The sequence below is a fragment of the Bradyrhizobium sp. BRP23 genome, assembly GCF_020194135.1.
Taxonomy (GTDB): domain Bacteria; phylum Pseudomonadota; class Alphaproteobacteria; order Rhizobiales; family Xanthobacteraceae; genus Bradyrhizobium; species Bradyrhizobium yuanmingense.
The window spans coordinates 1-1,736 of sequence record NZ_JADYVW010000040.1 but is presented as its reverse complement, the minus strand read 5'-3'; the positions used below and the strand labels follow the sequence as shown (position 1 = coordinate 1,736).

The 1,736-nt window shown below is 64.6% G+C and carries 1 protein-coding gene; it reads right to left on the bottom strand.

Features of this window, described 5'->3' with window-relative positions:
* Window positions 1–1,736: condensation domain-containing protein (locus tag I6F24_RS37225; protein WP_225156589.1), on the bottom strand; the 1,736-nt coding region annotated here is incomplete at both ends.

Below are 1,736 nucleotides of genomic sequence, written 5' to 3'. Positions count from 1 at the left end.
TCAGCCGCTCATCTTTGCAGACCACCGCCACCGCATCCGGCGCCTTGTGCACCTGCGCCTCGAACAGCTCGTGGATGCACCGCTCCGCAGGATACGGCGCCGCCGTCCGGTTCAGCTCCTCCAGCAGATACGTGCGCTCGGCAGTCGAGAGCAGCTCAATCCGGTGGACCTCTTGCTGCGCATCGGCAACCATCGCCCGCAGCTGCGCCAGCAGATAACCACGCTGCCGCTCGATCGTCGCCTGATCAAACAGCGCCGTGGCATAAGCCAGTGTTCCGGCGATCTCCTCGCCCTGCTCACCAAGGCTCAGCTCCAGATCGAACTCGACCTGATCAATCTCCTCCCCGGCAGCTTCGACACTCAGCCCCGGCAGGTCCAATGACCCAACCGCATTGTTCTCCCAGGCCAGCATCACCTGGAACAATGGCGTGTGATCAAGAGCCCGGGGCGGCTGCACGATCTGCACCACCTGCTCGAACGGCAGGTCCTGATGCTCCTGCGCAGCCAGCACCGTGCGCCGCGTCCGCTCCAGAAGCTCCGACACGCGCGGCTTGCCCGACAGGTCCAGCCGAAGCGCCAGGGTGTTGACGAAGAACCCGATCAGCTCTTCGATCTCGCGGTGCCCCCGATTGGCGCTCGGCACGCCAATCACAAGATCGTCCTGCCCGGACAGACGCGACAGCACCGCCGCCCAGGCCGCCAGCACCATCATGAACAACGTCGTGCCATGCTGTAGGCTCAGCCGCTTCAGCTCCCGCGTCAAATCCGCATCGACGGTGATCGGGACCGTGGCCGCGGCAAACGACTGCTGGGCAGGCCGCGCATGGTCCGTCGGCAAGACAAGACGGGCTGTGCCTGCCAGGGCGCTGCGCCAATACTGCGCCTGCTTCTGCAACCGTTCCCCCGACAGCCATTGACGTTGCCAGGCGGCGTAATCCGGATACTGGATCGCAAGCGGCGGCAGAGGGTCGTCCTGCCCAGCCTCGAATGCCCGGTAGAGCTGGCTAAGTTCACGCAGCAGCACGCCCATCGACCAACCGTCCGAGACGATGTGATGCTGGGTCAGTAGGAAGACGTGTTCCTCGTCGGCGATGCGGATCAGCCGCCCGCGGATCAGCGGACCGCGCGCAAGATCGAATGGCGTGCGCCCCTCTTCATGGCACAGATCCAAAAATGCCGCTTCCGCATCCGATCTCTCCCGCAGATCATGCTCAACTATCGGCAGACCCGCGTCCGGCGGCAGAACCTCAACCCCGGGCTTGCCTTGGGTCGCGACAAACACACTGCGCAGCGCCTCATGACGCGCAAACAGACGGTCAAGGCTGCGCTGCCAGGCGCTGCGGTCGAGCATCCCGCGCAATCGCAAGGCCAGCGGAATGTGATAGTTCGTGCTGCCTTCGTTCAGCTGAGCCAAAAACCATAGCCGCTGCTGCGCAAACGACAGCACAAGCGGCTCATGACGCGACACGGCTGCAATCGACGACAGCTCGTGCGGACCGGAGCGGCTCAACAGCTCGACGATGCTTGCCGCCAGGTCACTCAGCACTGGCCTTGCGAACAGCGTCGACAGTGGCAGTTCGACCCCGACAGCCTGTGACAGCCGGCTCGACATCTGCACGGCCAAGAGCGAGTGGCCGCCCAGTTCGAAGAAGTGGTCGTTGCGCCCGATGCGCTCGACACCAAGGAGCTCGGCCCAGATCTGCGCCAGCGCCGTCTCGACCGCACCTTGCGGCGAC